This window comes from Kitasatospora sp. NPDC024654 (assembly GCF_055559155.1).
This window is the reverse complement of sequence record NZ_JBVHLF010000161.1, coordinates 1-7,525: the sequence shown is the minus strand read 5'-3', so window position 1 is coordinate 7,525 and position 7,525 is coordinate 1. Positions and strand designations below refer to the sequence as shown.

Below are 7,525 nucleotides of genomic sequence, written 5' to 3'. Positions count from 1 at the left end.
GGCGTAGAGAACCTCGATCATCTCAAACCAGCACGGGCACCTGTCGCCGTATCAGCCCACCGCTCGCCGGACTACCTGCGGATTCGGGTCAGAGCCGGGCGGCTGCGACTGGTGCGATCGGCGGCGCACCTGCCCTGACCTGCGCTGGGGAGTTTCATCGGGGCGGAACTCCCCAGCCCTGGAGCGAAACTCACCAGGCGTCGGCGGGGCGGTCGCGCGCCCGGTCGCAGCACCAGGCCGGCGTCGGCCCGGGGTGCGGCTGCGACTGCGACGCGGTTCGCAGTCGCAGCCGCTGACCTGCGCTGGGGAGTTTCAGCGGGGCGAAACTCACCAGCAGCCGGCAATCCCCGGGCACCGCTTTGCTGCACCGGCCGCGATATGCAGCAGGACCGCGCTGCGCCGTGCAGCATCCGGCTGCCGACGTGCAGCAAGGGGACCCTTGCTGCACCCGCTGCCGCACGGCGTGATCGGGCGGGTGGCCGGGCGGTTTGCACTGGCATGACGTCCTCTCCGCTGTCCTGGCTGCCGACCCCTGCCCCGCTTGACCAAACCGCCATCTGCGACGACCGACCCCACTACAACGGGCGGCCGGTGAGTGCCGAGGAGCTGGCCGCGCTGCACCGCGCCGCCACCGCCGGCGAGACCGCGACCGGCTGGGTGCGTGAACTCGCTGACCGCCAGGAGCACCGGCTCCACCGCCGGGTCCTGGAGATCACGGCGGACAACATCGAACGGGCCAGCAGCCGCGAGATCATCCCCGACAGCGCGGGCGAGCTGAGCGAGGAGCTGCGCGACGGCCTGGACGGCTACGTGATCCTCGGCACCCACACCATCGACCCCCGGCCCGTCCTGGGCCCCGGCGAGCGGACCGCCCTGGCCGCCGCCGTGGCGCATGCGCAACGACGGCTGCGCTGGAGTCTGGCCCGAGCGTTCTGCAGCACGGTCAGAGCCGGGCGGCTGCGACTGGTGCGATCGGCGGCGCACCTGCCCTGACCTGCGCTGGGGAGTTTCATCGGGGCGGAACTCCCCAGCCGAGGGGCGAAACTCACCAGGCGTCGGCCAGCGGTTGCGCGCCGCGATGCCCGGGTCGTGACCGATGCCCTGTCGGGCCGGCCTGTGTGCACGGGGTCGCCCGGTGGCCGGCCCCGGTCGCCGGGCCGCACGGGCATCGTGGGCCAGGATGGGCGGTACCGGGGTCGATCACCGCGACGCGGCTACCTAGTCCCGTGACTGGCAGTCATAGCCCCTGATGTCGTTGGAGTCCGCGAGCCGGCTCCCCACCTGGCATTCGAACTTTTGGACGGAATCTTGGACGAAGAACGGCTCGAGGATCTCCTTCGGCGGTCGCGGCTGACAGCCCAACGCGGTGAGTGCGGTGGTGGCCGGGTCATACCGGATGTAGTCCTGGCAGGTGTAGGTGGGCTCGGCCCGCGTCGTACGCGCGTCGGGCGTGGCCGAGGCGGTGGGCGTGATAGCCAGGAGCGCGACGAGCATTCCGGCTGCCATCAAGCCGGAGCCCGTCCGGCGGATCAAGTCTCGCTTGTTCACACTGTCCTCCGATATCGCGGTGATCAGTAGATGTGCATCCGGTCCCGGCGGCGAGGCCCACGAGGACGCACCCTGTATCCGGCCTCGCACCGCGGCTCCGGCCGGCTGGTTCGATGGTCATGCACTCGCCCCTTTCATGCGCATACGCACCGCCCAGGGCGCGGTCCGTTCACCCGAACGAGCCTGCCCTGTCGACGACAGCGCCGACGGATACGACCGGAATGACGGCCTCGCGCACGCGGAGCCGACAGACCGCCAGGTCCCAGCCGCTACAGCTACCGCGAGGAGCTGCGCGACGGCCTGGACGGCTACGTGATCCTCGGCGCCCACACCATCGACCCCCGACCCATCCTGAGCCCCCGCGAGCGGACCGCCCTGGCCGCCGCCGTCGCGCTGGCGGCCGCGATGCCCGCCACCGTGCTGCACGGGATCGAGCGGGACCTGCCGGCACTCGCCGAGGCACTGGACGAGGCGGTGGCCGCCGGCCGGGCCGCTGCCGAAGCCCGACGTGGTGCCAGAGCCTGGCCGGAGCCGGGAGAATGGTTCGGTGACCAGCTCCCAGCCGCGCGGCCTGCACTCCCTGATCCCCACCGCCCGCCAGGCCGCCACCCCGGGTGAGCGGGCCGCCGCCCAGATGCTCCACCTGCGCACCGCCACCATCCCGGTGCCGGTGCTGGCGGCGGCCGCCGAGCTGATCGGGTCGCACTTGGAGGATCCGGACCCGGTCACGCGGGAGGCCGCCGTCGACATCCACGCCCGCCTGGTCGCCGCCCTGGAGGACGCCGCGCCCGGCCGGTGAGTGTCCTCTGACAGACGGTCTTGACCGATTGACAATTGATCTCGATTGGCGACTGCGCTGTGGGGTGGGAGTTCGGTCGCCCTGCTGTCCTTCAGCCGGGCGGGTTCCGATACCTTGCCGCACGTGACCAAGAACCCTTCATCAACCTCCCCGCTCAGACAGTTGGCGGCCCATGTCGGCCTCGTCCACCCTCCCGGGGGAGAGCCGTTTCCCGGCGCACCCAGGAAGTCCCGCTTCGGGCCGGTCTCCCCGCGCCTCGACCAGGAGATAGAGGAGCTGCGGAACCGAGTCGCGGCGCTCGAAGAACTTATCCGGGCGCAAGCCGCCCAGCCTCCAGCTGGACAGGACTGAGCTGTCAAGATCGGGTGGCAATCGACCAAGATCACCTGCCAGAGGACAGTGAGCGCGTCCGCGCCACAGCTCGACACAGATGTTCCGTCTCAGGCGATCTGGTCCTGATCTCACATGATCTGGTCCGATTCGCTTGTCGTCTCAGGTGAGCTGGTCCGTGTGGTTGCCGTCCGGTGCAGCTGCAGCAGCCCGAGGCTTCCGCTGGTCAGTATGAGCCCGAAGAAGGTGAAGAGTCCGTCCGTCCGGATGAACCGCGCCTGCCAGTGGGAGTACTGGGCTGCTGAGACCGGCGTCCAAGCGGCGTCGTCAAGGTCCAAGGTCTTGACCTCGTACCGCGGGCCCGGCAGTGCTCGGGCGTCGCCTTTCGCCGCGCCCGCGGCGAATCCGCCGACCACCACGCCCACACACAGGATGCCGACAAGTCCGAAGCCCAGACGCACTCGGGCGCTGGGATACATAGCCCGCCAGACCGTCCGCTCCGTGGCGCGACGGACGGCTTCCTCCTGTGTCTTACGCCGTGGTCGGCCGATCGCCATGAGGAGAGACGCGAGCAGCCACGACCAGCAGGGGATGAGCATGACCCCCGCGACGTGTGACAGCTCGTCGTGGTCCAGCAGCACGCGATCCGAGGGCCACGACACCAGGCTGTCAACTGCTGCAAGGACAAGTAGCACCGCGCCAGCGGTTGCGGCGACCATATCGATGGCGGCGCAGGTACGCGACCGTATGCGCCATTGCTGCAACGGCTTCCGAAGACGGAGGTAGGCGTGGACGTCTTCGCACGGCTCCACCGAGCGTGGCAGCACGGGTTTGTCTGATGCGGACACACCGAGAGGCTACGGCTCTGCTGTCCTGACCAACAGACCAGATCGATTGAGACGATGCTCAGCATCCGCGCGGCCCAGACCAGATCAGTTGAGATTCCGAGTCGCCGACCGTCTCAGACGATCTGGTCGCCGCAAGTCACAGGCATGGCTGCAGACCAGATCGTTCGAGACGGGACAACAGATACAGGTACCGGAGCACCGTTCACCTGGGGAAACGCCCCCTTCGGGATACAACTGACACAGCCTGCCATGGTGCAAATCAGGGCAAGTCCGGCACGCTGAGGTGGTCGGGATACACCCCGGACACAGCCCAGGCCATGGACAAACAGGGCGAACAGGACAGCCGACACAGCCTGAACACACCCTGGATACAGGGTTGTGGCGGCGGGCAGGGGAGGGGTGTGGAAGACGAGCGGCGGCACCAGGAGCCGGCCGTCCCGGTCGGTGAGGCCGAGGCGCGGCGGCTGACCGGGGAGCTGCGCGCGGCGGTGGAGGAGGTGCGCTGCGCCGTGCTGGTGCTGGCGGCGCGGGTGCGGGCCGCGCACCGGGCGCGGGTGTGGACGTCGCTGGGCTATTCGTCGTGGGCGGCGTTCGCGGCCGGGGAGATCGGGGTGTCGAGGTCGACTGCCTACCGGTTGCTGGACCTGGCGGCCACAGCCGAGGCGATCGAGGACGTCGTCGGCCGGGAGGCCGGCTCCGAGCTGTCCCACGCGTGGGACACCGGTCTGGTGCTGCCGGTGCGGGCGGTGGTCGAGATCCGCGGGCGCCTGGCGGAGCTCGGGGACCTGGTCGCCGAGCACCTGGCCGAGGCCCGCACCGAGGCCGGCGGCGAGCTGGAGCCCGGCCGGATCGCGGAGGCGGTCGCGGAGGCGGTGGCCGAGCTGCGCGAGCGCCCCGACGTGCTGGCGGTCGAGCTGGAGACCACGCAGGGCCCGGACGGGTTCCCGGTCGAGGCGTGGCGGGTGCTGGTCGCCGAGGGCCGCGGCCTGGCGCAGCAGAAACTGGAGTCGGACCGCGAGCTCGGGCTGCTCGCCCTTCGGGTCGTGCCCGGGTACATCTGCGAGCGGGACGCCGAGGAGGTCCTGGACGTCCTCGGTGCGGAGATCGGCAGCAGCGCCGAGCATCTGCTCGCCTGCCGCCGCTACGCGCTGACCGGCGACACGCGCGCCGTCGAACAGCCCTGACGAACCGCAGGTCAGCGCCGGGGTCTTATAGTTCCGCTCCCTCATCGGAGAGGGAGTTGCTGCGCCAAAGGGCGGCGGGCAGCCGGCCGGGACCGCGGGGACGGGGGAGACCCGGGTCCCGGCCGTGGGAGGTTCGGCCGCGCGGGGTGCGGCCGCTCTGCTCAGCAGCCTGTGGGGACTGCCGTGCCGGGAATGCTAGACGTGTCCTCACGCCATGAACAGGGCTGTGACCTGGGCGTTTTCGGGCGCGGGCATGCCAGGCGCAGTAGGTGCCGGACCTGGTCGGCTGCGTCGTCCAGGACGTCGCCGCCTGGCTCGGCAAGGCCAGCCGCGTGCCTCGGCTGCTCGCCGCCCGCCCCTGACCGCGCCGGCGCGGCCGGCCGGGATCACGGGCCCGGGTACCCGGGCCTTGGATGGGCGCCGGCCACGGGGGCCGGACCTGGTCCACGCCATTCCCTTCGCACCCTCTTCGGATTCCGGTAGTGCGCATTTAAGCGGAAGTCCCGGCCGCCTTTCCGGTGGCCGGGACTGTATTTTTCTGTGGTCGGGTAGCCGGGTCACGGCACAGGGCTCCGGCAAAGTCGCGATTCGTCCGCTTTGTCTGACCTGCAGTGACGTCTCTCGCGGCGGCAGGTCCCAGCTCACGAGCCTCTGCATGGACTGAGGATCACAGGGGCAAAACGGACATTAAGTTAATTTGCCAGAGCCCTGACTCTACGGTCGAATCGCCTCTACGACGAAGCATTCATGCACACTCTCCGGGTAGCGAGAAAAGTGCGTCCCGGGTGGCTCAGAAAAGTACTTGGTTGATTCTGCGGACACCTCGACTATCTCTGAGAAGTTTGCCCGCGTGAGCAGCTCGGACACCATTGGCGCCGTGAGAATTGCCCTGTGCTCCCCCCATTGATGGCTCAATCGATTGACGGTTCGCAGTGCCAGAAGATCGTCTTCCGGGAACTGGTGCAGGCTGACCTCGAAGTTCAGGTGGCACCGCACTCGGTCATGGTCGGGTTCTCCACCATCCAGCAGAGAGGCGATCAGCAGCCCATCAGGGCAGACGATTCGGATCCTTCCGCTGGGCTTTAAAACTCGATGACAGTCGAGCAGAAGCGGGAAGATCTCATCGACATTCAGATGCTCTACGACATGTTCGGCCAGGACCTCGTCCACCGTTCCAGTCGCCATGGGAAGCGACTTCCGAAGGTCGGTCCGGTATATCGATGGCCCGGCCTGGAGGTCAAGGCCCAACCAGCCGTCAGGGACACTGTCGCCACAGCCGATCGAAATGCGCACGGGCGTCGTTGAGTTGTTCACCTGAAAACGCAGCCGAAGTTCATCATACGGATGCAAGAGTAAAGCATTCAGAACTTTGGACGCTGCAACTCCGAGCTCCGCGAGGCCATCGAGAAGCAGCTTGCGGTACCCTTTTGTGAACATTATTCAATCTCACCTCTTCATTGTGAGAGTGCAGCCGGACATGATCAGGAGGCCGCCGAGCACGATTTGCCAGGTCAGTCTGTCCTGGAGGACCATGACCGCCAGCAGGGCGGCAGTCAGGGGCTCCAGAAACGCAAGAACACTGGCCTGAACTGCAGAGACGTGTGAGATCGCTGCCGTGTAGAGGGCGCCGAAAAATGCCGTAATGACGACCCCGATGATCAGTAGGTATGCCATCTGCGACCAGGTCGTCGACCCGATGGACCCCCATGAGAGCGGGAGTAAGACAACAGCGGCGACGGCCGACTCGTAGAGGACCAAGGCCAGCACATCAACCGTTTTCGAGTACAACTTGAGCACTATGATGAACAAGCCATAGGTAAGGGCAGATACCAGGCAAACCGTGATGCCGTACGCACTGATTGCACCTCCGCCTCCGCCGCCCGAAGTGACCAGTAGTAAACCGACAAGAGAAGCGCATACGGCCACCCAAGACGCTGCTCCGACCTTCTCGCGAAGGATCATCGGGGCGAGGACGGCAACAAACACCGGCGTCGTATTTACGATCAGCACCGCAGTGATCAGGGAGGTCGATTTTATGGCCTCAAAGTAGGTGATCCAGTGCACGGCGACCAGTATTCCCAGCACCACGACGACACTGACGGATCCCACTATCCTCAAGACCTTCCAGCGCCTTTGCGCCAGAATCACTCCTCCGATCGCGAGCGTTGCAAATGTCACGCGCCAAAAAGCGATCACAGCTACCGGCAGGTCTAACTCTGCCACGAGCAGGCCGGTAAGCCCCGATGCACTTGTGCAGACAGCCAGCACAATCGGAGCGAATCGATCCGATACCCCGAGCCGCCCCCTAGTCGCTCGCATTCATCCCCCGATAAGGCGAGGCAATAGATCAGCGGCATACAATCCAGTAGCCGCCCGTATCCGAACATAGTTCACCCGCCGGGCCGATGCAAGAAGGTTCTTTAGGTCGATCTTCTAATCGCGCATCACAAACTACTGGGAAAACTTCTGCGCCATCCGCCTCACGCCCATCCGGTGGAGCACTCTCAGGTTGAGCGAGATGTCCCGGGTGACAGAGGGCGCAGCGACCTGAGCGATCCGCGCACGCCCTCACCTACCAGGGCTTCGGCGTAGTCGCGTGACGTCCGTTTTGTGATCACGCCAGGCCGAGGAGAGCGAGGGGCCGGGTGGCGTCGCGGGCGTTGCGGCGGAGCGCGGCCGCGATGTTGGTGACGCCGGCGAGCTTCAGGGTGCCGATGGCCAGGCCTCGATGTTTCACGGCAGCGGCCGGTTGATCTCATGCCTGTGATGTCGCGTTGGTCCGTTCCCGGGGCGGTGTCGGGTAGGACTGCGCGTCG

The 7,525-nt window shown here is 67.1% G+C and carries 8 protein-coding genes; 3 read left to right on the top strand and 5 right to left on the bottom strand.

Translation table 11 applies throughout. The features are described 5' to 3' along the window. The first annotated feature begins 498 nt into the window (after nt 1–498). Nucleotides 499–993, top strand: coding sequence for a hypothetical protein (locus ACZ38L_RS37595; RefSeq protein ID WP_465702270.1), 495 nt, complete (start codon nt 499–501; stop codon nt 991–993). 225 nt (nt 994–1,218) lie between these two features. Here the strand turns inward: ACZ38L_RS37595 and ACZ38L_RS37590 are convergent, their stop codons facing one another. Next, the gene (locus ACZ38L_RS37590) at nt 1,219–1,548 is read right to left on the bottom strand and encodes a hypothetical protein (RefSeq protein ID WP_465702268.1); all 330 of its coding nucleotides are present in this window, start codon (nt 1,546–1,548) and stop codon (nt 1,219–1,221) included. Between the two features lie 547 nt (nt 1,549–2,095). Here ACZ38L_RS37590 and ACZ38L_RS37585 point away from each other — a divergent pair. Continuing rightward, nucleotides 2,096–2,347, top strand: coding sequence for a hypothetical protein (locus tag ACZ38L_RS37585; RefSeq protein ID WP_465702266.1), 252 nt, complete (start codon nt 2,096–2,098; stop codon nt 2,345–2,347). Nucleotides 2,348–2,808: 461 nt separating this feature from the next. Here ACZ38L_RS37585 and ACZ38L_RS37580 read toward each other — a convergent pair whose 3' ends face one another. Then, complete coding sequence (locus ACZ38L_RS37580; RefSeq protein WP_465702264.1) at nt 2,809–3,525, bottom strand: hypothetical protein; 717 nt, start codon at nt 3,523–3,525, stop codon at nt 2,809–2,811. Nucleotides 3,526–3,926: 401 nt separating this feature from the next. Between ACZ38L_RS37580 and ACZ38L_RS37575 the strand changes: the two genes are divergently transcribed. Then, nucleotides 3,927–4,709 (top strand): hypothetical protein, encoded by a 783-nt coding sequence (locus tag ACZ38L_RS37575; RefSeq protein ID WP_465702262.1) that lies wholly within the window; start codon nt 3,927–3,929, stop codon nt 4,707–4,709. A gap of 714 nt (nt 4,710–5,423) precedes the next feature. On the opposite strand, the gene ACZ38L_RS37570 is transcribed toward ACZ38L_RS37575, so the two are convergent. The 3 genes from ACZ38L_RS37570 to ACZ38L_RS37560 form a co-directional block, all read right to left on the bottom strand. Next, the gene (locus tag ACZ38L_RS37570) at nt 5,424–6,146 is read right to left on the bottom strand and encodes a class I SAM-dependent methyltransferase (protein WP_465702260.1); all 723 of its coding nucleotides are present in this window, start codon (nt 6,144–6,146) and stop codon (nt 5,424–5,426) included. Nucleotides 6,147–6,155: 9 nt separating this feature from the next. Then, entirely contained in the window at nt 6,156–7,028 is an 873-nt protein-coding gene (locus tag ACZ38L_RS37565; RefSeq protein WP_465702258.1) for a DMT family transporter, read from the bottom strand. 295 nt (nt 7,029–7,323) lie between these two features. Next, on the bottom strand, nt 7,324–7,446 hold the full coding sequence (locus ACZ38L_RS37560; protein ID WP_465702256.1) for a hypothetical protein: 123 nt from the start codon (nt 7,444–7,446) through the stop codon (nt 7,324–7,326). Nucleotides 7,447–7,525 lie beyond the last annotated feature (79 nt).

Bases quoted from the DNA above. Each gene is read 5' to 3' on its own strand.
- ACZ38L_RS37565 (WP_465702258.1), bottom strand. From the start codon at position 7,028: ATGCGAGCGACTAGGGGGCGGCTCGGGGTATCGGATCGATTCGCTCCG.
- ACZ38L_RS37595 (WP_465702270.1), top strand. From the start codon at position 499: ATGACGTCCTCTCCGCTGTCCTGGCTGCCGACCCCTGCCCCGCTTGAC.
- ACZ38L_RS37570 (WP_465702260.1), bottom strand. From the start codon at position 6,146: ATGTTCACAAAAGGGTACCGCAAGCTGCTTCTCGATGGCCTCGCGGAG.